The organism is Nostoc sp. JL34 (assembly GCF_017114945.1).
Taxonomy (GTDB): domain Bacteria; phylum Cyanobacteriota; class Cyanobacteriia; order Cyanobacteriales; family Nostocaceae; genus Nostoc.
The window spans coordinates 1-24,173 of sequence record NZ_JABXKQ010000181.1 but is presented as its reverse complement, the minus strand read 5'-3'; the positions used below and the strand labels follow the sequence as shown (position 1 = coordinate 24,173).

At 42.9% G+C, this 24,173-nt stretch carries 24 protein-coding genes and 3 pseudogenes; 8 read left to right on the top strand and 19 right to left on the bottom strand.

Translation table 11 applies throughout. From position 1 onward, the window contains the following. The first annotated feature begins 175 nt into the window (after nucleotides 1–175). On the top strand, nucleotides 176–1,084 hold the full coding sequence (cruF, locus tag HWQ44_RS32620; RefSeq protein ID WP_292726505.1) for a gamma-carotene 1'-hydroxylase CruF: 909 nt from the start codon (nucleotides 176–178) through the stop codon (nucleotides 1,082–1,084). A 131-nt stretch (nucleotides 1,085–1,215) separates the two neighbouring features. Then, a complete protein-coding gene (gene cruG, locus HWQ44_RS32615; protein ID WP_292726503.1) occupies nucleotides 1,216–2,421 on the top strand; it encodes a 2'-O-glycosyltransferase CruG in 1,206 nt (401 codons plus the stop codon). A 57-nt stretch (nucleotides 2,422–2,478) separates the two neighbouring features. Here the strand turns inward: cruG and rnhA are convergent, their stop codons facing one another. The 6 genes from rnhA to HWQ44_RS32585 form a co-directional block, all read right to left on the bottom strand. Next, nucleotides 2,479–3,387 (bottom strand): ribonuclease HI, encoded by a 909-nt coding sequence (gene rnhA, locus HWQ44_RS32610; protein WP_292726500.1) that lies wholly within the window; start codon nucleotides 3,385–3,387, stop codon nucleotides 2,479–2,481. 134 nt (nucleotides 3,388–3,521) lie between these two features. After that, nucleotides 3,522–4,265, bottom strand: coding sequence for a M50 family metallopeptidase (locus HWQ44_RS32605; protein WP_292726498.1), 744 nt, complete (start codon nucleotides 4,263–4,265; stop codon nucleotides 3,522–3,524). A 292-nt stretch (nucleotides 4,266–4,557) separates the two neighbouring features. Continuing rightward, complete coding sequence (locus HWQ44_RS32600; protein WP_292726496.1) at nucleotides 4,558–5,436, bottom strand: FHA domain-containing protein; 879 nt, start codon at nucleotides 5,434–5,436, stop codon at nucleotides 4,558–4,560. 213 nt (nucleotides 5,437–5,649) lie between these two features. Continuing rightward, nucleotides 5,650–6,372 carry a 6-phosphogluconolactonase gene (gene pgl / locus HWQ44_RS32595; protein ID WP_292726494.1) on the bottom strand — a complete coding sequence of 241 codons (723 nt, stop codon included), beginning with the start codon at nucleotides 6,370–6,372 and terminating at the stop codon, nucleotides 5,650–5,652. Between the two features lie 272 nt (nucleotides 6,373–6,644). Continuing rightward, nucleotides 6,645–7,388: a ribonuclease PH gene (rph, locus tag HWQ44_RS32590; RefSeq protein ID WP_292726493.1), complete on the bottom strand. Its 744-nt coding sequence runs from the start codon at nucleotides 7,386–7,388 to the stop codon at nucleotides 6,645–6,647. 125 nt (nucleotides 7,389–7,513) lie between these two features. Then, nucleotides 7,514–8,137: a nucleoside monophosphate kinase gene (locus HWQ44_RS32585; RefSeq protein ID WP_292726491.1), complete on the bottom strand. Its 624-nt coding sequence runs from the start codon at nucleotides 8,135–8,137 to the stop codon at nucleotides 7,514–7,516. 342 nt (nucleotides 8,138–8,479) lie between these two features. On the opposite strand from HWQ44_RS32585, the gene HWQ44_RS32580 reads away from it, so the two are divergent. After that, a complete protein-coding gene (locus HWQ44_RS32580; protein WP_292726489.1) occupies nucleotides 8,480–9,016 on the top strand; it encodes a P-loop NTPase family protein in 537 nt (178 codons plus the stop codon). Between the two features lie 86 nt (nucleotides 9,017–9,102). Then, nucleotides 9,103–9,672, top strand: a complete 570-nt coding sequence (gene dcd / locus HWQ44_RS32575; RefSeq protein ID WP_292726524.1) for a dCTP deaminase — start codon at nucleotides 9,103–9,105, stop codon at nucleotides 9,670–9,672. A 148-nt stretch (nucleotides 9,673–9,820) separates the two neighbouring features. On the opposite strand, the gene HWQ44_RS32570 is transcribed toward dcd, so the two are convergent. From HWQ44_RS32570 to thyX, 5 genes and pseudogenes are all read right to left on the bottom strand, one after another. Then, complete coding sequence (locus tag HWQ44_RS32570) at nucleotides 9,821–10,192, bottom strand: DUF5615 family PIN-like protein (protein WP_292726487.1); 372 nt, start codon at nucleotides 10,190–10,192, stop codon at nucleotides 9,821–9,823. After that, nucleotides 10,173–10,427, bottom strand: coding sequence for a DUF433 domain-containing protein (locus HWQ44_RS32565; RefSeq protein ID WP_292726485.1), 255 nt, complete (start codon nucleotides 10,425–10,427; stop codon nucleotides 10,173–10,175). The genes HWQ44_RS32570 and HWQ44_RS32565 overlap by 20 nt, the downstream gene beginning before the upstream one ends. An 83-nt stretch (nucleotides 10,428–10,510) precedes the next feature. Further along, nucleotides 10,511–11,098: pseudogene (locus HWQ44_RS32560) on the bottom strand (transposase); the annotation flags it as partial. A 197-nt stretch (nucleotides 11,099–11,295) separates the two neighbouring features. Beyond that, nucleotides 11,296–11,586, bottom strand: a pseudogene (locus tag HWQ44_RS32555) (transposase); the annotation flags it as partial. A gap of 117 nt (nucleotides 11,587–11,703) precedes the next feature. After that, the gene (thyX, locus tag HWQ44_RS32550) at nucleotides 11,704–12,426 is read right to left on the bottom strand and encodes an FAD-dependent thymidylate synthase (protein ID WP_292726483.1); all 723 of its coding nucleotides are present in this window, start codon (nucleotides 12,424–12,426) and stop codon (nucleotides 11,704–11,706) included. Nucleotides 12,427–12,621: 195 nt separating this feature from the next. On the opposite strand from thyX, the gene HWQ44_RS32545 reads away from it, so the two are divergent. After that, nucleotides 12,622–12,837 carry a chlorophyll a/b-binding protein gene (locus HWQ44_RS32545; RefSeq protein WP_292726481.1) on the top strand — a complete coding sequence of 72 codons (216 nt, stop codon included), beginning with the start codon at nucleotides 12,622–12,624 and terminating at the stop codon, nucleotides 12,835–12,837. A gap of 145 nt (nucleotides 12,838–12,982) precedes the next feature. Next, nucleotides 12,983–13,564, top strand: coding sequence for a thioredoxin family protein (locus HWQ44_RS32540; protein WP_292726479.1), 582 nt, complete (start codon nucleotides 12,983–12,985; stop codon nucleotides 13,562–13,564). A gap of 97 nt (nucleotides 13,565–13,661) precedes the next feature. On the opposite strand, the gene HWQ44_RS32535 is transcribed toward HWQ44_RS32540, so the two are convergent. Then, a complete protein-coding gene (locus tag HWQ44_RS32535) occupies nucleotides 13,662–14,174 on the bottom strand; it encodes a hypothetical protein (protein ID WP_292726477.1) in 513 nt (170 codons plus the stop codon). 802 nt (nucleotides 14,175–14,976) lie between these two features. Between HWQ44_RS32535 and HWQ44_RS32530 the strand changes: the two are divergent. Further along, nucleotides 14,977–15,183, top strand: a pseudogene (locus HWQ44_RS32530) (hypothetical protein); the annotation flags it as partial. Between the two features lie 129 nt (nucleotides 15,184–15,312). Here HWQ44_RS32530 and HWQ44_RS32525 read toward each other — a convergent pair. The 3 genes from HWQ44_RS32525 to acsF form a co-directional block, all read right to left on the bottom strand. Continuing rightward, nucleotides 15,313–16,071, bottom strand: a complete 759-nt coding sequence (locus HWQ44_RS32525) for a hypothetical protein (RefSeq protein ID WP_292726475.1) — start codon at nucleotides 16,069–16,071, stop codon at nucleotides 15,313–15,315. 379 nt (nucleotides 16,072–16,450) lie between these two features. Beyond that, on the bottom strand, nucleotides 16,451–16,591 hold the full coding sequence (locus tag HWQ44_RS32520; protein WP_292726473.1) for a hypothetical protein: 141 nt from the start codon (nucleotides 16,589–16,591) through the stop codon (nucleotides 16,451–16,453). A 26-nt stretch (nucleotides 16,592–16,617) separates the two neighbouring features. After that, nucleotides 16,618–17,694 carry a magnesium-protoporphyrin IX monomethyl ester (oxidative) cyclase gene (acsF, locus tag HWQ44_RS32515; protein ID WP_292726471.1) on the bottom strand — a complete coding sequence of 359 codons (1,077 nt, stop codon included), beginning with the start codon at nucleotides 17,692–17,694 and terminating at the stop codon, nucleotides 16,618–16,620. An 800-nt stretch (nucleotides 17,695–18,494) separates the two neighbouring features. Between acsF and HWQ44_RS32510 the strand changes: the two genes are divergently transcribed. Then, on the top strand, nucleotides 18,495–18,989 hold the full coding sequence (locus tag HWQ44_RS32510) for a TM2 domain-containing protein (RefSeq protein WP_292726469.1): 495 nt from the start codon (nucleotides 18,495–18,497) through the stop codon (nucleotides 18,987–18,989). A 59-nt stretch (nucleotides 18,990–19,048) separates the two neighbouring features. Here the strand turns inward: HWQ44_RS32510 and HWQ44_RS32505 are convergent, their stop codons facing one another. The 4 genes from HWQ44_RS32505 to HWQ44_RS32490 form a co-directional block, all read right to left on the bottom strand. Further along, nucleotides 19,049–19,738, bottom strand: a complete 690-nt coding sequence (locus HWQ44_RS32505) for a DUF2996 domain-containing protein (RefSeq protein WP_292726467.1) — start codon at nucleotides 19,736–19,738, stop codon at nucleotides 19,049–19,051. 396 nt (nucleotides 19,739–20,134) lie between these two features. Beyond that, nucleotides 20,135–20,656 carry a pentapeptide repeat-containing protein gene (locus tag HWQ44_RS32500; RefSeq protein ID WP_292726466.1) on the bottom strand — a complete coding sequence of 174 codons (522 nt, stop codon included), beginning with the start codon at nucleotides 20,654–20,656 and terminating at the stop codon, nucleotides 20,135–20,137. Nucleotides 20,657–20,997: 341 nt separating this feature from the next. Next, nucleotides 20,998–22,302, bottom strand: a complete 1,305-nt coding sequence (locus tag HWQ44_RS32495) for a dihydroorotase (protein ID WP_292726464.1) — start codon at nucleotides 22,300–22,302, stop codon at nucleotides 20,998–21,000. Between the two features lie 177 nt (nucleotides 22,303–22,479). Beyond that, nucleotides 22,480–23,832, bottom strand: a complete 1,353-nt coding sequence (locus HWQ44_RS32490; protein WP_292726463.1) for a histidine phosphatase family protein — start codon at nucleotides 23,830–23,832, stop codon at nucleotides 22,480–22,482. Between the last annotated feature and the right edge of the window lie 341 nt (nucleotides 23,833–24,173).

Here is a 24,173-nt window from a genome sequence, read left to right as displayed (position 1 = left end):
GTAAGTCTATCATCATATTTCTTATAGCTTCAATCAATAGGCTGTTATGCTCTTCCCAAGAAAGCCAAACAAGTTTGTAGAGAATTGCGGTACAAAGTAGTTAAATATGTTGTTAAACATTTGTAAACTGTTAGCAGCCGAGTAGCCGCGTGTCACATCTTGTTAAGGAATTATCATGAGACAACTTGTTATTGCTGAACGCGTATGCCTCATTGGTCATATCGTGTCAAAAGCCTTTGGACTAGTAGGGATGCTACTGGTCGTACCTAATTCGGAAATAATTTTAAACTTATCGCAGGTTGGAGAAACTGCCATACAGTTAAGTATGGCTGGCGGCGGTGTAGTTGATATCATCTTGGGGACAGTAGCTGTCTCTATTTATGCTTACCGGACATTAGGATTAGGAACTTGGCTAGCATTTATGCTGCCGGCTATGTTTATCTCTTTGGGGAGTGAACTATTAGGAACTAGTACAGGATTTCCATTTGGTGATTATAGTTACTTGAGTGGCTTGGGTTATAAGATTGGGGGGCTAGTTCCTTTCACAATTCCCTTGTCTTGGTTTTATGTTGGGCTGTCGTCTTACTTAATTGCGAGAACTGGTTTGAAAGTGGCTCAAAAACCCAGTTGGGGACGCCATATTGCTGCGATAGCCGTTGGTGCTTTACTCTTCACTTGCTGGGACTTTGCTCTTGAGCCAGCTATGAGTCAATCTTCTCTGCCCTTCTGGTATTGGGAACAACCAGGAGCGTTCTTTGGGACACCTTACCAGAACTATGCAGGTTGGTTTGGTACTAGCGCCCTGTTTATGAGTGTGGCAGGATTATTGTGGAGAAATACCTCGATTAAATTAGAGCGATCGCAACTCAATCTGCCCTTAGTTGTTTATTTAACTAACTTTGCCTTTGCCGCCGGACTAAGCTTGGCATCTGGGTTCTCCATCCCTGTGTTACTCGGCTTATTGCTAGGTGTGATACCTGCTGTGGCGTTGTGGTTAAGGAGTTCAACCATACCCGCTCAAGTTACTGTTGAATCAGTAAGCAAAGAAGTATCAGTAGCAAAGGTTGAAGTTGCCTTGAAATAAGCCTATTTTGGGACTGGGGACTGGGGACTGGGGATAAGGGAGATCAAAGGCAATAACCCATACTCAATACCCAATACCCCATGCCCATGTCCATTTATTTTGTATAGTCGCGATTTTAATTGTTAAGTATTTTGACAACAGTAGACAACGCTTTGATAGTAGAAAGTGCCATTGCTCTTTTATTGCTACTTATCCAAGTACCAGCAACGGCGATTCTATTTTCACGTCTGTTAAAGGGGCCAAGACGCCATCCTCCAATAGAACCCCTACAGCCAACACCAGAGCTTTTGGGTATGGTTAGTGTCGTTGTTCCCACACTGAACGAGGCACTTCGCATTAGCCCTCTGTTGGCTGGTTTAAGTCAGCAAAGCTATGAAGTTCGGGAAATTATGGTTGTAGACAGCAAGTCCAGTGATGGCACCCGCGACTTGGTAAAAGCCTCACAGCAGAAAGACCCACGCTTTCGCCTGATGACAGATGATCCCTTACCTTCTGGTTGGGTGGGGCGTCCTTGGGCGTTGCATAATGGTTTTCTATATAGCTCAGAGGCTAGTCAGTGGTTTCTTGGGCTGGATGCTGATATCCAACCACATCCTGGTTTAGTTGCTGGTTTGGTGAAGACGGCCGAAACACAAGGCTATGACCTCGTTTCCCTTTCACCCCAGTTCATCCTCAAATATCCTGGAGAGTGCTGGCTACAACCGGCTTTGCTGATGACTCTGCTTTACCGATTTGACCCTGCGGGGATCAATACAGAGCAACCAGAACGGGTAATGGCAAATGGGCAGTGTTTTTTGTGTCGTCGCTCTGTTTTAGCTACTGTGGGTGGTTATAGCAGTGCGAGGAGTTCTTTTTGTGATGATGTCACGTTGGCACGGAATATTGCTACCCAAGGGTATAAGGTCGGCTTTTTAGATGGCGCAAAGGTGTTGAAGGTACGGATGTATGAAGGGGCGATGGAGACGTGGAAGGAATGGGGGCGGAGTCTCGACCTCAAGGATGCAACTTCTCGCTCTCAGTTGTGGGGAGATTTATGGCTACTCACATCTGTTCAAGGTCTACCCCTTTTAATTGTCATGACTTTTTTGTTGATTTCTCCCTCACTCTCTCACTCGCCCCCTCCGCTACTCCTCCTGCTGGGACTAAATTTATTCCTGCTGGTGATTCGCTTTGCTATGCTAATAGCGATCGCTCCTTCTTACGATCGCACAAGTGCTAAAGGCAGCTGGTTGTTCTGGCTTTCCCCTTTAGCTGATCCTTTAGCTGTGCTGCGAATCTTCTTATCTGCGTTTCGCACCCCACGCGAGTGGCGAGGACGCAAGTATAGTGCTGAGTAGGGAGTTTAGAGTCAGTAGTGAGGAGTTAAAAATTCAAAATTCAGCACTCAGCACTCCTTAATCCTCTTCACCTCCTACTTGATCCCCGCGTTCCAATTCCCAAAGAATTTGATTTCCTTCACGGCGTACCCGTGACACTATCCAGTTTCGCCAGCGCCATTGATCTCCCCGACTGGTAACAGCGCTGGCGTGGACATCCATCAAGTCTGCTAACTCAGAACTGGTGATTAAGTAGCCTTTTTCAGAAATTTCGTCAGCTATACGCAGAGTTTCGACCAAGCTGCGGAGTTGGGAAACCCTCATTTCTGGCGGTTTTTCATCGGTTACGGCCGCAGTTGGCCCAGTTGATGGTTCCATAACGGTTATTTCTGGTGCAGAAGTACTGATTTCTTGCGGACTTTGGTTAGTTATTCTAGAGTTTTTTTCATAATCAGCTACTTTTGCTACATTTAATTCATTTGTAGAAGGTAAAGATTTATAAAAATCTCTGGGAGATAATTGTTGTAGGGAAGGGGTTTTGCCACTGGCGTATGTGCGAGCGATCGCATCACAACGTTCGTTACCTATGTTACCAGAATGTCCTCGAACGTGTTGCCATTTTACTTGTTGGGTATTGAGTTCATCCAAGATTTCTAAAAGGTCTTGGTTTTGAACGGGTTTACCATCTGACTTTTTCCAGCCTTTCTTTTTCCAGCCTTTCACCCACTTGGTAACGCAGTTAATCAGGTATTCGCTATCGGTATGAAGGGTGATGGCTTGGGCTTGTTGAGATGTTTGCAAGAATTCCAGGGCAGCGATCGCAGCTTGCATCTCCATTTTATTATTAGTGGTATGAGGAGATGCATCGCCCATTTCGTGGATTGAGCCGTCGCTGAAGTAGACGACAACACCCCAACCGCCAGGGCCAGGATTACCGGTGCAAGCACCATCGGTGTATATGCTTTGAATTATGGGTTGGGTGGACATGTTTAGGGTATCGAACCGCGAAGGCAAGAGTTATTAGCGGCGAATTTTTTAACAATATCCAGGCTATTATACCGATCAATTTTTACTTTAGTTCTGAAATCGCTTTAATGCTGCCTCTTACTCACTCTTACTGATTACTTAGAACGATAGGCAAGGCGGAGACTTTGGATTAAAATCACCAGAGATGCGATCGCCATTAACCCGCCCCAAAACCAGTAAGGTAAAAGCAAATATCGCTGCATTTGCGCTGTATCAGAAATTCCAAGGGGGCCAGCAGAACTGCTAAATAGATAATCAAGTTGATGGTACGTACTTATACAAGCTTGTACACCCAGAAATTGAATGACAAACCCTTGTGCCCAACGAGGGGCTTTCAAGGCAATACCCAAGATTATTAAGCCCAGCAAGGGAATTGCCACCAATCCAAACCAGGAACGTACCCAAATTAATGTGGAAAACAGCAAAAAACTTCCTAAAATTTTCAAACAGAGGGTTGCTGCTGTAAAACTGCGGGAAGCCAGAATCAAAGCTGCACCGGCAAGAGGTGGCCCCATTGGCCCTGCTGCGGCGATTATTGCCGGCCCAATTGGCCCCAATGACGACCGGATGCCATAAGTTGCGACACCGGAACCATTGCTAAAAATTTGTAACTTCTGGAACTGTCCCCCTAATAGGAGTGCCATTAAGCCGTGACCCATTTCATGAAACCAAGTTGCCAGAATTGTAAATGGGTATAAGATATAATCCCCTCCTGGTACTTGCCACAATAAAGCAGTTGCGATCGCTGCTGCAACTAACCAGGTTAGCCCCATCCGTTCAACAACTGGCGGTGCTTCTTTGGTGAGCAAGGTTTCAAAATTTTTACTTGGTTCCCTCATAGGTCACTCAATTTAAGATTTAAGATGTAAGATTTTAGATTTTTTGAAAAACTCAAAATCTAAAATTGACAGTGTATTTTCATCTATCCTAATGTAATTATTGAGGGATTAGGGTTGCTAGGCAATGCAACAATTCGCACCATAAAGCGACGGCTGTAAACTATGGCGCTATCAAAAACAACATAGCCATCCGTCGCTTGTCTGATACGGTTAATTTGTTTCTCCTCCAGAATGAATGCCAGAGGATGGGGAGAAAATACTTAAACTGATGTCACAATTGATGGAGAATCAGTTAAGCAAGTTGAAAGAGGAATGTCATTAAGTCTCCTTTACCCAAGCTGATACGATCGCCTGGTCGCAAGCGATGACGGTTCCCCGGTAAAAGTGGCAAATTATTAATGTAAGTGCCATTAGAACTTCCCACATCCTCTACATAATGGGCATCTCCCTCGACGCGAATATCTGCATGAATCCGCGAGACAATTTCTGAATTGGGAAATCCTGAAACATCTATATCTGGGGGAATCCGATCATTGGGCTTACCGATATGAATCACAGAGAGATTTTGCGGCAATTCAATTAGCAGATCGGTTTGAACGTGGATTAACCGCGCTGTAACCTGCTGCAATTGCGTTCTGGCAGCAGTTGCAATTGGTGCTGGTGCTGGTGGCTCTTTTACTTCGGCTTCAGAGACTGGCGCTGGTTCCAAAGGTGGTGGAGTCGGAATACTTTGTACAGAGACTACAGGTTGAACTGCAATTGGCGCTGGTTCTGGGGGTCTACTTGGTGTAACAGGTATCTGTGGCGCTGGTTCTGGGGGAACTGCCAACTCTGTTGGTGGTAAAGATGATTCGGGGGGATGGGAATTAGTAGATTCGCCCATTCCCAAGGCATCTGGTTGTAAAAGTTCTAACAGTGGATCTGGTGGAACTAACGGCGGCACTTCTACAGGAATATTGGGAGTAACTGTTGTAGCTACTGTTGCAGGATGAACGTGTGGAACTCCTGCGGAGTGAAGATTATAGCCACACTGACCGCAGAATGCAGCATCTGCCTGCACAGTTGCCCCACAACTGGGACAATTAGTAGTTGCGGGTAACGGTGTATAGCAAGCTTCACACTGGACAGCGCCATCAGGGTTGGGATGATTGCAATTAGGGCAGACGATCATCGATATTTAACCTTTGTTCAAGATCATCATAAATATAGTTAGGACTGGCAAGCAGAGGGCGGCCCTAGCTTTAGATTCTAGCAATTACTGCTAATGGAACGATTCAATTAGACGCTTTTTAGACGAGGAAAGGGAGCAGGGAAAGATGAGGGGGACAAGGGGGACAAGGAGATATAACCAATGCCCCATGCCCAATGTCCAATTCCCCATTGTTCAATGTTGAAGTTCCAAACCTGCTGCCGCATCCAGCAGCCACCAAAGTTCTCCTTGGGGCTTAATTAAGCGGGATGGGTAAGTGAAGTCATCAGCTACAGGTGCAAAGACTTGCGCTAAAGCTGGTCGTTTATTAGCACCAGCAACCAGAAAAATCACGCTACGAGCAGAGTTGATGAAGGGGTATGTGAAACTTATCCTGGGGTTTCCGTCTTTGTTACCCACGGTAACTAGGCGATCGCGTACTTTGAGAGCCTCTGTGTGGGGAAACAAAGATGCGGTGTGTGCATCATCACCCATTCCTAGTAATACTACATCTAAGGCGGGAAACTCGACCCCAGAAGAATTGAAAAATTCTTTGAGCTGTTGTTCATACTTGGCAGCAGCCAGTTCTGGATTGGCTTCTAAAGTTGGTACGGGGTGAATGTTAGCCGCTGGGATATCAACGCGATCTAGCCACGCACGACGCGTCATCAGTTCATTGCTATCGGGGTGATCTGGTGGTACGTAACGCTCATCTCCCCAGAATATATGAATTTTATTCCAAGGCAGTTTTTGAGTAGCAATCGCTTCGTATAACGGTTTAGGTGTACTGCCGCCAGATAATGCGATGGTAAACCGCCCCCGCTGCTCAATGGCAGTTTCTAACTTGGACAGAATTAATTCTAGCGCTCGTGCAACCAGTGTCGGCTGATCCGGTAGAACTTCAACGGTTTTGTTCATGGCTTCATCATCATATTGCTGGCTTCCAGCAATACAATACCGAACTTATTACAATCCTCCTTTTTAACTTTTGAAACATTTAACATCGTGGATTAGGTAGGCTGGAAAATGTAGATGCTCATTATCACCTTTAACGCTAAGTTGTCAGTAGTCAGTCGTACTAACTACTAACTACTCTCATGATTATTTTTATTTACATCCAGTTACTTGATACTTTGTTGATTAACGCCACAAAGGATACATTTATTAATTATTATGAAAAATTAATAAAACTAATTAATCACAAACAATGCTTCCCAGTCTGCGATCGCTTCACGTTGGGCGATTAACAATTCCTGAATTCCTTTTTGGGCGACATCTAGCAATTGATCCAACTGAATGCGACTAAAGCTGCCTTCTTCGGCTGTTCCTTGAACTTCGATGATTCCCAGGTGTTGATTCATCACCACATTAAAATCTACTGTTGCACCCACATCTTCGATATAATTCAGATCCAAAAATGGCTCTCCCTCCAGTAATCCTACGGAAACTGCTGCTACCTGTCCACACAAAGGCGATCGCTCCAACACGCCCTCTTGCAACAATTTAGAAACTGCATGAGCCAACGCCACAAACGAGCCTGTAATGGCTGTTGTCCGAGTTCCGGCATCTGCTTGCAACACATCGGCATCCACAGTCAGCGTGCGTTCTCCCAGTGCCTCAAAATCCACTGCTGCGCGTAAGCTACGTCCAATTAGACGTTGAATTTCTTGCGTCCGTCCAGATAATTTCAATAATTCCCTTTCTTGGCGTTTTTGGGTAGCAGATGGTAACATTCGGTACTCAGCAGTTAACCAGCCTTTACCAGTTCCTTCAAGAAACTTCGGAACTCCCTTGTTAACGCTAACAGTACAAAGTACCTGAGTATCACCGCATCTTGCGAGAACAGAACCGGGGGCAAAGCGGGTGAAATTGGGGTGAAAGCTAATCGGACGTAGTTCGTAGGGAATCCGACCGTCAGGACGCTGCCAAGCCATTGGAGTTGCCTCAAGTTTTACAATACTGCCTTAAGATTACCTTAGTGTTGTAAATCTACTGGGGATTGGGGATTGGGGACTGGGGATTGTGAAGAATTTTTCCTAACTCTCCCACTCAGCACTCTTCAAGGAACTGAAAGCAGAGTCAAAATATTTTGCTGCACCATTTCTGGTGACTGGTCACCGTTGATGGTCAATAAACAGCGACAACGGTCGTAATATTCTAGTATGGGAATGGTGCGATCGTAGAATAGTTCTACACGGCGCTGCACGATTTCTGGTTGGTCATCTGGTAGCGATCGCCCCAAGGATCGGCTAACCATCACGGCTTCTGGAACTTGGAGATAAATTGCCCAATCTAGCTTTTGCCCTAAATCATCCAATAAAAAATCTAATTCTTCAGCTTGGAAGGCAGTACGGGGATAGCCCTCTAACACCCAATCGCAGTTAATATCTGGTTGTCTGAGGCGAATTCGGATCAATTCAACGATCATTTCGTCTGGAACTAACTCCCCTTTTTGTATATAGGGCCGTGCGTGGTAGCCTAGTTCACTCAGGCTAGCGTAAACCGAAAGAGAAGTTCGAGGATCGGCTTCTGACCATCGAAATTCCGGCAGGGTCTGATCGCCAGATATTGCTGACCGTAAAATCTCACCTGTAGAAATCAGAGGAATATCAAAGTATCTGCAAAGCCTTTGTGCTTGAGTGCTTTTCCCCGATCCTGAACCTCCCAGAATCACCAATCTCACAACAATTTACTCCTCATCCTGTCAAATTCACCATTAGCTAAATCTCTTTTGCCCAAATAACCAGCAAATCTAACATTTAGCGATTTTTAGATGTTCTGCCTAGCTTTTTTAAATAATTGGAACTGTAACTCTTATGTTTTCATTTTTACAACTCATTTCCGAGAAAAGACGAAAATTTACATCAAAATCACTCTTGACTTCAATACAAACGTAGTGTTTGACTAAGAATGCAATTTGCCAAATCCACCACACCTGTAAAAACAGATTGATTATACAGGCAAATTTGTCAGAATTACCGACAGTAATAACCCTTAATCTATTGTATTTTTTGAACTTAACTTTATGGTTGCCCAGCTAGAAGCTCAAAGTATCAATTCAACCCTAACCCTACCATATCCAGTTGAAGGACTAGTGCAAGTTTTCACTAGCTCCCATCGCAACTTTTTTACGAGCGTGATGGCTCAATCACTGAGAATAGCTGGACAAGGAACGGCTGTATTAATAGTACAGTTTCTCAAAGGAGGTATTCGCCAAGGACAGGAACGACCCATCCAATTAGGACAAAATTTAGATTGGATTCGCTGTGATTTGCCTCGTTGTATCGATACACCACATTTAGATGATACAGAAAACCAAGCATTACAAAAGCTGTGGCAGTATACACAGCAGGTAGTGTGTACGAGTAAGTATTCTCTCGTAGTGTTAGATGAGTTAAGTTTAGCGATTAGCTTTGGTTTAATTCCTGAAACGGAAGTTTTAGCGTTTTTGGCAAAACGCCCTCCCCACGTCGATATCATTCTCACAGGGCCAGAGATGCCGAAATCTCTCTTGGATGTAGCAGATCAAATTACAGAAATCCGCCGAAGTTATCGACCCTAAACAAAATACTCAATTCAGGATATCCTAGTAATTCCGTTTGAATTAACTGTGAAGTTGTGATTAAAAACGATATCTGGATTACTGAAATGGCTCAACAGGGTCTAATTTCACCCTTTGAGCCAAGTTTAATCCGAAAAGTGCAAAAAGATGAATCAGTAGCAGTTAAACATGTAATCAGCTACGGTTTATCTTCTTATGGCTACGATATACGCCTTTCATCGGCTGAGTTTCGTATTTTTCGCCACATTCCCGGAACTGTAGTCGATCCCAAAAACTTTAATCCTCAAAATCTGGAGCCAACAGCACTGCATACCGATGCTAATGGCAGTTATTTTATTTTACCTGCTCATTCCTATGGACTTGGGGTTGCTCTAGAAAAACTGGAGGTTCCTGAGAATATTACTGTAATTTGTATTGGAAAATCTACGTATGCACGTTGTGGCATAATTGCAAATCTAACGCCTGCTGAGGCTGCATGGCGAGGTCATTTAACTTTAGAATTTTCCAATTCTTCCAGCGCAGACTGTCGCATTTACGCGGGGGAAGGAGTGGTGCAATTGCTATTTTTAGAAGGCGAACCCTGCGCTATTAGTTATGAAGCAAGACAAGGTAAATATCAGGATCAGCTAGAGATTGTAACTCTAGCTAAAGTCTAAGTAACAAGGAACTAATCTTGCCTTACTTAGATCCGGCTTTGCTTACTATTGTGCGATCGCTCTAAATCATACCCAAAAATCGGAGTGCGATCGCAGGAAAAAAGCAACCTTTTTGTCTGATGAGAATTCCTATAAGTTCAATGCACTATCACTTGCCACTATCAAGATTGAAGGGTTGTACTTCTCCCTCATCGTTTATTAACGTTACAGAACTAGGTGCTAAAGATTCCAGTAATCCACTAACTTGAATTATCAACGGCACCAAATAGTCTGGACGCGTACTGAGTGTATCCAACACTAAAACTCGGAGTGTAATAACTCGAAAATTTTGCTGATATGGTAAGTTCTTGTCTGAGGTAACAAACACATCAAAAGGATGTCTATCTGCTAAAGCCAAAAGTTCCTTATCTTTGACACCACGCCAACCCATATCTTCTACATTTTGCACTGAATGTCCTGCATCTATAAACGGCTTCTTCAACTTCTTACTCAGGAGATTTTCATCCAGCAGAATCAGCATAAATAATTTGCTCCTGATTCAGCATTGCTTTTGCAATCACCTCCAAAATTTGCAACACCTGAGTTTGCAAATGTGGAAAATCTTCTAAGAATTCGGTTAAACCTGATTCACCTTTTAGATAGTCGAAAAAAGTCTGCAATGGAACCCGTGTTCCAACAAACACAGGAGTTCCACTCATAATATCTGGATCGGAGGAAATAATTCGTCGATCACGTAGAACTTTTTGAATATCCATCGTCCTACAAAAGTCTATATGAGATAGTCAAAACCTTCATCTCATTCTAGCCCTAAAGCAGGATTTGGAGCGATCGCTTTATCCTACAAAACATTCCGTAACTCTTGAATTGTATTTGCTACAACAATTCTGCGTAAAATCTCTTTCAATTGCTCTAAGTCAGAAATTTGCGAAATTTGCGACATCAACTCCAAACCATCGCTACCAAATTTCGCCTCTAAACTTGTTTCAATGCTAGAGATTATTCCACGTACTTCTCCTCGTGCTTCTCCTTCTGCTTCTCCTCGTGCTTGTCCCTCACGTAAAATTTCTTGATACCAAGGTGACTCTCTTAAGACTGTCATATCCCACCTCATGATTTCCTGAACTAAAGTACTTTCTAATACAAAGGTTGCAAAAAATGCCAGAACTGTCTCAAGTTGATTTAATTGCTCATCAGCACGCAGCATTCGCAATGCTTCCCTAATTGTAGACTCGTTTTCTCCGCCTTTGAGAATTGGTACAAAGGGAAGCAGCGACGGTAACGGCGTCTCAAAAGCAATATTTACGTCAACCTCCCAGAGATTGATTACGCGGTAATCTTGAATTGCCCTTAACCCGATAAAATTAGATGCAAAACTTGTAGGTATTTCGCTGTTGCTGATTTTGAGAATGTTAATCAGTACAGGGTATAGGGCGGCCGCATCATGTCAATAAGCAAAGTCTATTCTCAATAGAGCTAAAAAATAATGTCATTAACCTTTACTTATTGCGAATAATTAGGCGATCGCTTTGGGGCTTAAAAAATAATCAAACGCGAAATCCTGATTTTTTCGTTGCTTCTTAACCTTCGTTGTGATCAAGAGTAATTTAGATGCGTTTCCCCTGGTACAGGGTACGTTTGTAGTTTATATTTTTCTTCCGCAAGAGCAGCATAAGCACGCATCCGACGCGGCATTTCTGATGTGTAGCGTAACTGTAACTCATTGAGGATGAGAAATTTCCCGTATTGGGGACTTTCAGCCGGAATTACAACATCGCTTTGTCGGCTAATCCATTGGAATTCTGTATTTAAGATTTCGCCTGTAACAATGTCGGGAATTCCTGTTACCCATTTTGCCCAATTATTTGGTGCAAGGCTGATTAATTTTTTAGTGCTAATATCGACAGCTTTGTTCATCAAAAAAATAGATGCGATCGCTCTAAATCAAACCCAATAAATCCGAGGATAGCCGCGTCGCATTATCCTACCGCAAATTATGTCAACTCTCGTATAGAGAGCAGGATAAGCCATTATTTAAGGTGCTAACCTGGCTTTACCTAAACGCTGCTTTTCATACCATTGTGCGATCGCAGGTGCCCAATCTTCAAAATGAGGCCACATCATTTCACACAACTTTTGAATTTCAAGTTGAGCATCTTTCTTATTTCTCAGGTCACAAAAATGCAAAAAAGACCTTAAATTGAAACTAACTACAAAATGCTGGCGGTAATCAAAAGGTACTTTACCTCTGGCGTGTTCTTCAGACATTCCACCCTCAAAATCAGCTTTATATCGTTTAGCTGCTTCTAAACACCACTCCAAATCTGCTGTTCGTTGCTCTGGTGAATAGTGGTATTTTTTGCCTTGTCTATCAGTGTAATAACCAACGGGACGTAGGTAAAAAACATCTTCTATGTCTTTCTTGCCTTCTACTACATCAATAAATTGGTTGCCTGTGTACCTAAAAGATTGTACATCAAATGATACGGAAACACGATGAGTCCGGGCCTGCTGCATCACACTGTGGGGAAAGTAGCCACAGTTAAAAACAATCTGAGGATGCTCTAAAGGCCCATAGTGCCCCCTTTCACCCGCTAAAAGCCGCTTAACAATAACTTCGCCGCTTTGTGACTCCGAGGGCCAGGAGTCGCGCTCATCAAACACAAACCCATCAGTATAGTCCTGGTGCATCGCGGCATAAATCACCTGCTGCGGGTTTGGTGTTTTGGCAATAACCTCTACTCGAAATCGATGCATTAGTTTTTGGGAAATGGATTGATGACTGAAAGTGCTTACGCACAAGGAATGGAGCCTGTTTGTTAGACATAGCTTTGAACTCGATCCATCATCATATCTCTGGCTTGGACTTCTGCTTAATTGGATTAAGATACTTTACAAATATTAATAACTTTGTTACAGTTGTTTACATAAAGAGAAGACAGGGAAAAATCCATGCGTACAAACACTGCTATAATTGACGACCAAGGCAAACTGAACAACTTTGCGATCGAGCCAAAAGTTTATGTAGACGAGCAAGGCGATCGCACTGGTTTCACTCCCTATGCAGAAATGCTCAACGGTCGTTTAGCAATGATTGGTTTTGTTTCTCTAATAGCATTAGAAGTATTCACAGGACACGGTATTGTTGGTGTTTTGGCAAATCTGTAAAAACTAATTTCTGAAACATAACTCTCAACAAATGTAAGAGACGGTAAATTTACCGTCTCTTAATTTATGGAAAACTTAGTGCTAGAGTGAAAATATACTGATGACAAAAACCGTTAGTTATCAGCGTAAAAATATTAGGTGAACTATGGCTTTAACTGCTTCAACTATGTTGCCGCTAGGCACTAAAGCGCCAGATTTTAATCTACCGGAAGTAGTATCTGGAAAAGCAACTTCACTTTCTACATTTGCAGATAAAAAAGCGCTGTTGGTAATGTTTATTTGTCGGCATTGCCCATTTGTAAAACACGTCCAACAAGAATTAGTGCAGTTAGGAAGAGATTATTTTACAAGTGATTTAGCGATCGTTGCTATTAGTGCTAACGATGCAAAAAATTACCCAGATGATGCGCCAGAGTCGTTACAAGCATTTTCCACAGAACAAGGGTTAAATTTTACCTTATGCTACGACGAGAGCCAGGAAACGGCGAAGGCTTACACAGCAGCTTGCACACCAGATTTTTTTGTATTTGACGATCAACGCCAACTTGTTTATCGGGGACAATTAGATGATAGCCGCCCCAGTAATGATAAACCCGTAACAGGTGCAGATTTACGCGCAGCCATTGAAGCAGTGTTAGCAGGTAAACCTGTTACAAGCGAGCAAAAGCCGAGTGTTGGTTGCAATATTAAATGGAAACCTGGAAACCAACCCAGTTATTTTGGTTAAAAGGTATTGGGGATTGGGCATGGGGCATTGGGAAAAAAGAGGCAGAAGTTTTTTAATTTTGAATTTTGAATTGATTTCTCCCTACTCCCCACGCCTATCAGTGTTTAATTTCCAAATTCAGTATGTAGCATCCTAATTGGACTTTTTCTGCCCACAATTCATATTCCAGCCGCAAATGCTCTGGCAAGGGATGTCCGTTGAGAATTAGGCTACTAGTAAAATTTCGTAAACGAATCGGATCGTTAGGTTGCAATGACTCAGTTGGCAGCCAATAGCGGCTAATGCCATAAACGCCCTGTTCCCAAAAGTGACGGTAACTCACTTGAGCATTACCTTGCATAGTCATGATGACTCGGTAAGGGGAAATCTCCAGCCATAAAATTCTGGGACTGTTAGGGGCGTAAGCTTTGCTCTTAGTTTGTGGAAGTGTGTCTTCTGGACTTACGACACTTTCTACATCGCAGCCAATTAGGGGCGGTGCGGTCAGCAGCAAATGGAATCTATCAGTATCTTTTTGATACAATGTTCCGGCAGTTTCGACAACAGACCAGATGGGTAGGTCAGTGGAAATAAGTGATAAGCACACGGGCTTGCGGTGATGGGTCAGCATGGGAGCGATAAGGGCTAAAAGCTATTGAACAAAATGAAATTAATACTCTAGCTGTCTAATAGGTCGGGGTAAGAAACTAAATAGTAAAGCAGGCTTAATATTAATGAATCCGCTGATTTGTTAATAAGCTACACAAATCTGGATAGAAACAGGTAGAATGTCAGCTTACACAGCAAAAACGGTACTTTATTCTAGAGAGAGCTAATTTGTAAGTAAAGCTTGTAAATATTCTAAGGCTATAGCTTCAAAACAGTGGGAGTCGTTTTAGATGCTAAGAAACCTTCTTGAGGGAGACTTACCGGAGATTGGAGTAAGTTTCATACAGCTAAAAGCGATAGGATACTAGGGAGGAAGTCACCAGAAGCGACAAACTAAGTCGCTAATGAATTTCCGGTGTATTCAAAAGCCAGTGTATCCTAATGTCGGCTTCTGTTATAACCGTAGAAACTCACGAAAACCTTTCTCACCGCAACACTGCTGAGTAAAAAGTAAAATTCATTGACTCAGCATTAAATTGGTCTGCCCATTGCGCGGCTGGCAGAAGAGAAAGAGCAAAGATTTCCATTTCAAAACAGCAAAACATGAGTAACTGTGTGAAGCGAAAGTTTCATGTACAGTTTCAGATGAGAGAGGTAAACCAGCCTCGAACTATTTAATCAGAATATTAAATACAAGTTTTCCTTATGAGAACTAAACTTCAAAGTAATGCGATCGCTAAAGTTCGTTAGTTTACTTTTATCCCCGTCAGGGGAAGTGGTTATGTAAAGGAATCCAGCATCGTGTCTTGTGGAAGTCGAATTTACTAATGTTAGGAGTTGCTACTCAATATGCTAAAAGTAGTGGGGAGTACAGTACGGCGGGAGGTGTTCCTAAAAACCAGCGCCGCAAGGGACTGCGAGGCGAGTCACCAGTTTCTAATTTACAGCAACCGTCATTCATTGCCAGTGTGAATGGCGACGGCAGCACAAATGGCAACCAGAATGGAAAAAAAGCAGCAACAACAAGTTAATGTGAGTTCAATGGCTGAGATTTTTCTCTCTCTCACGAAAAGAGAGGTTTAAAAACCCCATTATTTCGTTGGCTGTGTGTGAGAAAATCTATGTTCATGACCTCAATAGGATTGCTGTAATATATTCCATCAACGTACTTCCTTGAAAATAATAGAGTTAACATCGCTTGTATCAACTAACCCTATTCCTGGTCTAAGTTTCAGGTTATAAATATAACCCTTAATTTTCACCACGTAAATTTTAGCTTCTGGGTCAAAAAGTTCCCAAGTGCCAGTATTACCGTCAGCAAGTTTCAAAGTTCCATTACTGGAAAACCTAGCAGCACCACCCTCAAATAAATCTGTGACACCAACCATAAGTTGGTAAGTTTTAACTATAGGATCTTGTTTTTCAGATGGAGCATTGGTGTCATACTGGACAGCACCAGTAACTTGTACATCGTAGTTTCCTCCAGATCGGAGCAAACCTTGTGGTGGTGGTTGGATACGTAGAGTCAGTTTGATTTTACGTTCTAGGTTTCCTGGTAAGATTAACTGTTCAGATGCACCATTAGAAGTGACATCTTTATGAACTAGTACATTCCCTTTTTCATCATAAAGATAGACTCCAATCTTTGCTTTAGTAGGGTTACCAAGTAGCCCCATAGATGAAAAATTAACAGTAACTTTTACGTCTCCTGGCCCAGCCACAAAGTAATAGAAATGTGAACCAATAAAACTGTCAGCTACACTAGAATTTAGTCCAGGATGTAAGGGTGCTGGCTTATTCTGATCGAGGGATTGAGCAGCCGCTGTACTTGTATAAGTAGTAAGTGTTAATAGTAGACTGACTGTTGTAGCTGTTAGCCTAGTGTAAGTTATACCTTTTTGTAGTTTATTGTTTTTCATTAAAATGTCCTAAATTAATTATTTCAATTCTTATGAATAAACTTAGCTCGGATAATTTCCGTACAAGATTATTTCATGTTGTTATGCTCTACAATTAAACTCTTTAGATAAAAGCGTGTCTCTGACAAAGTTAGATGCAAAAGATTACCTTGCCGATCAAAAATTTCATGGCAAGTTATTGCCGATCTTTGTTGATAACTGTTGTTTTAACATTTCCTGTTCCTCTATACTCATACATTGAAAATTATTGTTGTTTCGTCCTGTTTTACGAAACTTAACTAACCAAAAATTAGTGAGACTGCAACCAAGTGCCACATAATGCCTAAGATACTTGTACGAATTTAATTATTACTTGTTCAAAACCACCTAATTTTTCACGTTATGGTTCACATCCGATTTTTCCCTGATAACAAATTAGCGATCGCACTACTAATTGGTTGACATATTGGTAATCATTGGCTTGAAAAATTATCTCGCTGGCAAAGACAAAAAAAAGTGGCTCTGCTGATTGCAGAGCCACTAAAGCTTTCGCAAACCTGTTATAACTTAACGAACTGCCCCTTGAGCGGAAACAGTATCAATCGGTTTCATCAGGTACAGCCGCAATAACTGCCAGCCGTTGGAGATGTAAAGCGGCAGTTTTTGGAAGAATTGGAGGAATTTGGGAGTCTTGGAATTAGCGATCGCACCCAGCTTCTCATTATTGCTTATACAAGTATCCAAGCGCTGATAGAAATCTGGATTTTCTACATCCAGCATTAGTGGAAACACTCTACCCGCGTTTTCATTGGTCTTCTTAATTACATGGATGTCGTATTCTCGCGCATCCAGTCCCAGGGTGGCATAAAAGTCCTTGCGTTGGATGTCATTGAGATACATTGTTGCAAACACTGACAACAGGAAGAACCGACTCCACAGCCGTGCTTTCCAATCATTCAACATTTGCGGCTGAGATTTCATGATCGCATCAAAGAAATCGCCGTGACGGTTTTCATCTTGACACCAGTTTTCAAAGAACCGGAAGATTGGATAAATCCGGTCTTCGGGATGTGCTTCTAAATGGCGAAAGATGGTGATATAACGCCAATAACCAATTTTCTCAGAAAGATAAGTGGCGTAAAAGATGAATTTTGGCTTAAAGAAGGTATAATTGCGGCTCTTAGTCAAAAACCCTAAATCTAGGGACAGATTAAAGTCCGACATAGCTTTGTTCAAAAAGCCAGCGTGACGTGCTTCGTCCCGTGACATGAGGTTAAAACACTCTGCTAAGACGGGGCTTTTGCCTTTTAAGCGACGACCGAGTTCTTTATACAGCAAAAAGCCAGAAAACTCTGCCGTGCAGGAACGTTCTAGAAATTCAACGAACAACTGACGAGTTTCCCCATCAATATGATCCCAGGATTGTTCAAACTCAGCGTCCCGAACAAAGTGGTGGCGGTTGTAGTCAGTGCGGAACTCTTCGAGAATGGCTTGTAACTCGTCTTCGTTGACGGATATATCCATCCGTGCCATCTCATCAAAATCGGTAGTATAAAACCGAGGTGTTAACAGGGTTTCTTTTGCCGGGACTTTAATCCCTGGCCGGATTTCTTCAAAGCCTGGTTTTTTGAGGGAATCTACCATGTCTTGATTGCTCTTTCGTCTTTATTATCTTAAGTAGACTCTTCGGGTGACGCTCCTACATCCCTACCCTTCGGGTTCGCTAGTCGCTTATGGGGGAAACCCCCAGACGCTCACGGACTTGCTAACGCCTTTGGCAGCTCCCCTTATCTTAAAGGGAGAGGGCTAGCGCAACAGAGAAGACCGCACTGGCTCACCGCTACACTAACGGTAGTTTCTTATGAGGGAAACCCCGAAGACTGGACTGCTTGACCAGAAAGCCAAGGGTAATGCTTTGGCAAGCCGTAACAGCCCACAATAATCCAATTGTATAAAATTCAGTCTACCAAGGTGCGGGTTAGAAACTAGTAAGCAAAACATTAAGAGTTGCAACAATGATTCAATGTTTGCGGAATCAAGAATCACGGATTGGTAGTCAAATAAACGTAGTTCAGCGATCAGCATTGTTTTGAGCAACTGGAGTAACACGCAACTCTTGTATTTTCAAAGCACTGCTATCTCAGTAATTTTTTATGGTTGTTACTACAATAAGTTTATACGGTTTGATCAAAACAATCTATGACTAGCATAATTACTGAACAAGTCTAAGTATTTTAGTGATATCTTGCACCCCGATCAATAACTGTAGGTTTGATACTACCTATCAAGGTCAAATTAGAGTTGCAGCGAACAGCAGTACCCACCTAAAAAAATTGCCAGAAAGCAACTGGTGCAAGATGTAAGTCCAGCTATCGTACTTAGTTCAAAAATTGTTAAAAACCGATCTTAGACAACAAGAGCAAATCCAAAGAGTTGAAAACAAGATGAATCTTGAAAACAATCAGCATAAAGACCGACTTCTTGTCTCTTACATTTTGTGTGCAGGGATATTTTTCGGATTAGGAGGACTGCACCGTTTCTATAATGGCAAGATCGGGACTGGTTTGTTGTGGCTGTTGACAGGTGGTGTATTTGGTATAGGCCAGTTTGTTGATTTGTTCCTCATGCCCAATATGGTTGACGAGTACGAACACAACCTGAGATTAAAAGCGGGTGTATCTCCTTTTGGTGTGCCGTTAAATCAAGCAGTGGTTGCCTCTCAAATCCACCGCCCAACAGGTAACCAACTCATGATTAAACTGATTGAAGCGGCAGAAAGCAAGGGTGGTATTTTAACTGTCACTCAAGGGGTGAAGTTTACAGGAGCCAGCTTTGCTGAAGTGGAAGCTACTCTCAAGGAAATGTACAAATCAGGTTATGTGAAAATCGATAACGACCCCAATACTGGAGCCGTTACCTACCATTTCCACGATCTTTAATTGTTATTAGTCCTTTGTCATTTGTGCTTTGTTAAAAACTAATGACCAATGACTAATGACTAATTTCTACCTAACCACTTTTGACCGCCCAAACGTTGAACTAAGCCATATACCAACAAATCCAGGGTAATTTTGCGCTCATCGATTAAGAATGACTCAAGAGTGCTGGGATTTTTACCTTCATTGCAGGAAAATCCCTTTTTCCCTTGAATATCTTCTTCGGGGAAATACAGGTTAAACTGACGCTTACCAATTTCTGACCAACTACCGATAATTTGCCAGCATTCTTCGGCGGATTCAAAGCCAGTAATTGGTACTTTTTGCTTGGCAAAAGACACCTGTAAATCTTGCACACCTTGTTGAGCGATCGCTTTTTGTAAAGCTGGCAAGTAGTCTTGCTCAATGAACTCTACAAATGGCTTATCTTCAACAGATGGGGCTTTTTCCTTTTTGGCGGCTTTAGCTGCGGCGGCAGGTTTTTCTGCTGTTGCGTCGGCGGCTTTTTCTGCTGTTGCGGCTTTAGCTGCGGCGGGTTTTTCTCGCTTGGGTGGTACAGCAGCTGGTTTAGCAGCATTGGGATTATCTTCGGGGTTTGCGGCTTTAGGATCTGGCGTGTTGGCAGTAGGAATGTCTGTGGCTTCGGGTGAGTCTGTACTAGGAGCGTGTTCTTCAGCCACACTGGGAGCTTGTTTGTCAACAGTGCTGGGAGCTACTTCTCCCGCTTGATTGTGATTGGTTTCGTCTGCCATTGCTCAGGTCAATCCTTTAATCTAGCTTTGGGAGCGATCGCTCACCTTGAGGTATCGGGTATTTTCATTTTGACATACTAGTAACGCTGTGCGGAATTCGGAATTCATAATTCCTATACTGCAAAGGTTTCATTGATTGGAAATGGATGATTTGCGTTTGCCATACTTGACACTCATGGTCAGCGTTGCAGATGAACAGTGCTAAGTTCATCACCCACAAGGAGTGGGGTATCAACCTTCTCCTGAGCAAAAGATTCTGCCCACAAGGGGCGGGGCTAAACTTACGTACATCAGTCAGCTGTACTTCTTAATTAACTCGCTTACCGAGGGACTCTAAGGCAAGGTACTGAGTATGGTAAAGACTGTAGTTAGGATAACTAATCAGTAGCGATCGCTTTAGTGACGCAACCCAATTACCCGTTCTAAGTCTGCTCCTGTAAAAGTTGTACCAGTTACATTAGCATTACTTAGATTTGCATCTTCTAGATCGGCTTTCGTAAAATTAGCTCTGCTAAGATTTGCTCCCGTTAAATTTGCCTTTCCTAAATCTGCATCGGTTAAATCAGCCCCACTGAGGTTAGCATTACTGAGATTAGTTTCATCCAGATCAGCGTCAATCAGGATGGCATTACTCAAATCTACTCCGTTGAGGTCGATTTTATCTAGGTCAGCGCCCCGGAGGTTACAACCTTGACATTTTCTGGTGGATAGAAGCTGTTGAACTGATTCGCTTCTGGCAGTTACAAGAGTCGAAGGAGTTGGAAGACTCTCTGGATTTTGCTGATTTGTTTGTAGAGGTGTATTGGGAACGGGGGCTAGATTCGGTTGTGCCGCTTGGGGTTGTTCTGCTCTAGAACATCCGACTATAACTCCTGCTGCTAATATAGCGATCGCAGCTAGGTTAATCTTTTTCTTCACAGCTACAGACTTCAATTTTCTATCAACCTTTTCTGCTTGACATCAATTCTTAATCTAGCGACTCAGGCAGTAAGGGCAATATATCTTAAGTTTAAAACAATGATGATCAAAATTTTTAGCCGCCAGCATTACACAATTTATTTATAGAAACTCTGGATGATTTGTAGAAATAACTAAATTCCTAGAGCTTGCTAAAGTCAAATATTTGACAATTAATCGAACTAAAATAAAATGTTGAGTCTCACCAAGATGAATTTAAGCACGAAATCCAGTCCCAAAAACGCTGAGAGATAATTAAATTCAGATAATTGGTTTGAGAAATGCAAAGTGTTTGACATTTTTCAACACCAGGTTTGCAGAACATGACCCTTCAACTGTTGTCCTAACCAAGGTGTATTCTGTGAAAGTGTATAAAGACTTTTCCGTTCAACTTTCCAGCTTTGCTGAGGATCAAATAAAGTAAGTTCTGCTGGTTGATGAGGTAGAATCGCACTGACCTTCTGCCCCAAACACTCTGCTGGACTAGTACTCAATGCCCGCCATAATTCTAAAGCTGTCAATTCTTCAGTTTCAACGAGATATTGCCACAGCAAAGGTAATGCTAACTCTAAACCAATTGCCCCGGCTGGTGCTTCGGCAAAAGCTTGGACTTTTTCTTCGTAGCTGTAGGGTGTGTGATCAATAGCGATCGCATCTATCACACCTGCACGCACCCCTGCACGCAACGCCACTACATCACGAGGATTACCTAAAGGCGGGTCTAAATGCAAGCTGGTGTGATAACTCTTAACTGCTTTTGTATCAAGTAAAAGATGCATCCAGGTAGTGCTGGCGGTGATGGGTAAACCAGCAGCCTTGGCTGAGGCGATTAATTCCACGCTGCGAGCTGTAGAGACACGCATGATATGAACTGGTGTACCGATGGCTGCAACTAATTCAAGCATTGCTGCGATCGCAGTAGTTTCAGCACTGGCAGGTATGGGGGGTAAACCAAAACGGAGAGCATCTGGCCCTTCTCTCATTACACCATTTGCTGCTAACTGGCGATCGCTAGGCCAAAATGCTACTGGTTTAGCCAACGGCTGGAGATACTCTAACACTCCCCGCACCAGCGCTAAATTTTCTAAGGGCTTACCATCGGTAAAACCAACAACTCCAGCCGCCGCTAAATCTGCCAATTCTGTCATTTGCTTTCCAGCAACATCTAGGGTGATAGCGCCCCAGATATGAAGCAGGGGGAGAGGAGAAACAGGGGTAGCAGGGGGAGCCAAATTAATTTTTTCCCTCTCTCTGATATCCCCGCGTCTCTTCTGCTGCAACTGTGCCACAAGTGCGGGGTTATCAATAACGGGGGATGTATCCGGTAAAATGCTAACTCTGGTAAAGCCGCCAGCAGCAGCAGCTTGTAAGAAAGACAAAAGAGTTTCCCGTTCTTCAAAGCCAGGTTCACCAGAGTGGCTGTATAAATCCACTAACCCAGGGCCGAGAACTAATCCCTGACAATCTCTGATTTTAGTATCGGAATGAATATCAGAAATGTGCGAAGCCACTGCTTGGATATAACCATCAGCAATCAACACATCAAAGAGTTCGTCAATTTCCGAAACTGGGTCAATCACCCGTACTTTTTGCAGCAGTTCAATCATAAAAGTTTTTAGTTATGAGTTAAAAGTTAGGAGTTATGAGTTATTTTTTCCTCAGTAATTGCTTCTAACTTTATTCCTCACTTCTAATTCCTCGCTTCTAACTTTATTCCTCACAGACACGATAAATCGCGTCTCTATTCCTTGCTTTTGTACAGACAATCGCGTCTGTGCAATCTATCACAATGCTCCTGCTGCTGTTTTATCTAGTACGCCTCCACCTAAGTGAGTCGTAATGTTCATTGCTTGCAATACTGGTAAACCATCGATTCCAGAAGGGTAGTCGATAACACTGACTGCGCCATTCCCCTGGCGAAAATTCCAGAAATTTTCCAGCGATAAACCCAGAATGTGACAAAGTAAGGTTTTATTAGTAGCGTCATGAGCTACTACTAATACAGTTTTGAATTGATTATTTAATGCAGCTTGCACAATTGATTGCCAAGCTGCAACGCTGCGTTCCCACACCTCTTGCAAATTTTCTCCTTCAGGCATTTGCACTTGAGCGGGTACTAACCGCCAGCGCTGCAATTCTCCGGGAAACTCTTGCTCTATCTCTATTTCTAATTTTCCTTCCCAGAGTCCATGACTGATTTCTCTTAAACCATCTTGCAAGTCTAACTTTACATTTGGATGTTGTTTTAAGATAATCTCTGCTGTTTCTTTAGGACGCAACATTGTGCTACTGCAAGCATTATCAATCGCTACCTCTTGGAGAAAGTCACCTGCTTTTTGCGACTGTTGTCTACCGTTGTCGTTGAGGGGAACATCAATTTGCCCTTGAAACCTGGTTTGGCGATTCCAGTCAGTTTCACCGTGACGTACCAGCAACAATCTTACTCCTTGATGATCCGGTCGCAATGAGGGTAGAGATTCTCCAGTGTGTTGCGTCTGATTTAAGGATTCTAGCTGGACTGGTTCGCCTAATCCTCCAGCAAAATTTAATACGGTGATGCCACAGTTAGATTGCTGTATTGAATGGTAGCGACTTGCAGGGATTCCCAATGCTGTGCTAATTAAGGCGCGATTAATTCCGTTATGTCCCACAATGAGAATAGTTTCGCCTTGATGGTGAGACAAAGTTTCTTGCCAAAACTGCCGTGCTTGTTCGTATAAAGCAAGAACGGGAAAATGTTCTCTTGTCCCTTGTGCATCATTAAGCAGCATCCGCAGTTCGTCAGGGCGTTGGTGCCAAGTGCGGTAGTCTTCGGCAAATTTCTGCTTAACTTCAGCAGTCAGCAGTGCTTCCCATAAAGGCAGGTCGATTTCTAGCAGCAAATCGGAAACTTGAAGTACAGCAGATTGTTTAGCATCAGTAGCTAACTGACTATGGATAATATCTGCTGTGTGTTTCGCTCGTTGCAGGGGACTGCTATAAATCGCATTAAATAAAATATTGCTGAGGGCTTTGCCTACTTTACTGGCATCGTTACGACCTTTTTCGGTTAATGTTGACGCATCAGTGCGTCCTTGGATACGCCGCTCGGTGTTATAACCGCTTTGACCGTGGCGCACAATGATGACACGAGTCATCTCAAAGCCCTCCTCTATCTTGACGATTAATTCTACTGCAAAATGATTGCATAATTATCGACTCAGGAGCGCGGATTGAGTTATAGCGGTTTTCAAATGGAAGCAATACACTTTGACCTCACTTCCATTCCTTTCCTAAAAGGAGAGAGGAATGGAATCTTACTCCCCAACGCTAGAAGGGAAGGGGCTGGGGGTTAGGTCTGTATTGCACTCAAGAGAGAAGCGCTATAGGTGCAAAACTTTATTCTGCTACGGAAGGCAGGATAAGCTGCAAAAATCGCCGTTGTATAGAACCCATTTGACATCTTTTACTGTGTTGAAGTAAAGTGAGCGCAAAAGTT

Excerpts from the sequence above, each read along its gene's own strand:
- dcd (WP_292726524.1), top strand. The coding sequence starts at position 9,103 with ATGGCTCAACAGGGTCTAATTTCACCCTTTGAGCCAAGTTTAATCCGA.
- HWQ44_RS32605 (WP_292726498.1), bottom strand. The coding sequence starts at position 4,265 with ATGAGGGAACCAAGTAAAAATTTTGAAACCTTGCTCACCAAAGAAGCA.
- acsF (WP_292726471.1), bottom strand. The coding sequence starts at position 17,694 with ATGGTAGATTCCCTCAAAAAACCAGGCTTTGAAGAAATCCGGCCAGGG.
- HWQ44_RS32565 (WP_292726485.1), bottom strand. The coding sequence starts at position 10,427 with ATGGATATTCAAAAAGTTCTACGTGATCGACGAATTATTTCCTCCGAT.
- rph (WP_292726493.1), bottom strand. The coding sequence starts at position 7,388 with ATGGCTTGGCAGCGTCCTGACGGTCGGATTCCCTACGAACTACGTCCG.
- HWQ44_RS32495 (WP_292726464.1), bottom strand. The coding sequence starts at position 22,302 with ATGATTGAACTGCTGCAAAAAGTACGGGTGATTGACCCAGTTTCGGAA.
- HWQ44_RS32535 (WP_292726477.1), bottom strand. The coding sequence starts at position 14,174 with ATGCTGACCCATCACCGCAAGCCCGTGTGCTTATCACTTATTTCCACT.
- thyX (WP_292726483.1), bottom strand. The coding sequence starts at position 12,426 with ATGCATCGATTTCGAGTAGAGGTTATTGCCAAAACACCAAACCCGCAG.
- HWQ44_RS32505 (WP_292726467.1), bottom strand. The coding sequence starts at position 19,738 with ATGGCAGACGAAACCAATCACAATCAAGCGGGAGAAGTAGCTCCCAGC.
- cruF (WP_292726505.1), top strand. The coding sequence starts at position 176 with ATGAGACAACTTGTTATTGCTGAACGCGTATGCCTCATTGGTCATATC.
- HWQ44_RS32510 (WP_292726469.1), top strand. The coding sequence starts at position 18,495 with ATGAATCTTGAAAACAATCAGCATAAAGACCGACTTCTTGTCTCTTAC.
- HWQ44_RS32490 (WP_292726463.1), bottom strand. The coding sequence starts at position 23,832 with ATGACTCGTGTCATCATTGTGCGCCACGGTCAAAGCGGTTATAACACC.
- pgl (WP_292726494.1), bottom strand. The coding sequence starts at position 6,372 with ATGAACAAAACCGTTGAAGTTCTACCGGATCAGCCGACACTGGTTGCA.
- HWQ44_RS32545 (WP_292726481.1), top strand. The coding sequence starts at position 12,622 with ATGCGTACAAACACTGCTATAATTGACGACCAAGGCAAACTGAACAAC.
- HWQ44_RS32600 (WP_292726496.1), bottom strand. The coding sequence starts at position 5,436 with ATGATCGTCTGCCCTAATTGCAATCATCCCAACCCTGATGGCGCTGTC.
- HWQ44_RS32580 (WP_292726489.1), top strand. The coding sequence starts at position 8,480 with ATGGTTGCCCAGCTAGAAGCTCAAAGTATCAATTCAACCCTAACCCTA.
- HWQ44_RS32540 (WP_292726479.1), top strand. The coding sequence starts at position 12,983 with ATGGCTTTAACTGCTTCAACTATGTTGCCGCTAGGCACTAAAGCGCCA.
- rnhA (WP_292726500.1), bottom strand. The coding sequence starts at position 3,387 with ATGTCCACCCAACCCATAATTCAAAGCATATACACCGATGGTGCTTGC.
- HWQ44_RS32525 (WP_292726475.1), bottom strand. The coding sequence starts at position 16,071 with ATGAAAAACAATAAACTACAAAAAGGTATAACTTACACTAGGCTAACA.
- HWQ44_RS32570 (WP_292726487.1), bottom strand. The coding sequence starts at position 10,192 with ATGCTGATTCTGCTGGATGAAAATCTCCTGAGTAAGAAGTTGAAGAAG.